The sequence below is a fragment of the Methylobacterium sp. WL18 genome (assembly GCF_008040015.1).
Classification (GTDB): domain Bacteria; phylum Pseudomonadota; class Alphaproteobacteria; order Rhizobiales; family Beijerinckiaceae; genus Methylobacterium; species Methylobacterium mesophilicum.
On the sequence record NZ_VRVD01001323.1, the window covers coordinates 1 to 467 of the forward strand.

A 467-nucleotide genomic window follows, 5' to 3' on the forward strand; every position below is an offset into this window, starting at 1 on the left:
CGCTGCCGGGTGAGACCGCCGAGGCGCGGCTCGCCGACTATGCCCGCCGGGGCATCGCCGGGGTGCGCCTCGACGTCGAGGCCGGCCCGGAGGCCTATGCGCCGCTGATGGAGCGCCTCGATGCGGTGCTGTGAGGCTCGGGGCTCGTCCCGAACGGTGCTTGCCGGCTGTCGGGCCGGGATGGTGCCCCAGCGAAGCCCGGCCGTGTCGCCGCGTCTCCCACATCCGGGCTCGGCCCGATGAACCCCGTCGAGATCGCCCCGAGCCTCGACCAGCTCCGCGGCCTGCACCTGCCGGGGGGCGCCGCCGGGGCGGTGCAGGGGGAAGTCGTCGCGGCGGCGGCGTTGGGCTTCCTCGCCGCCCTGCTGGTCGGGCTCGTCCGCTACCTGCGTGGCCGGGCCCGGGCGAGCCTGCGCCGGGCGGCGCTGGCCGAACTTGCCGGCACCCGCGACCTCGATCCGGAGTCC

The 467-nt window shown here is 77.3% G+C and carries 2 pseudogenes; both read left to right on the forward strand.

Going from position 1 to position 467, the window contains the following annotated elements:
* Nucleotides 1–134: pseudogene (locus FV228_RS34700) on the forward strand (DUF58 domain-containing protein); the annotation flags it as partial.
* A 105-nt stretch (nt 135–239) separates the two neighbouring features.
* Nucleotides 240–467, forward strand: a pseudogene (locus FV228_RS32555) (DUF4381 domain-containing protein); the annotation flags it as partial.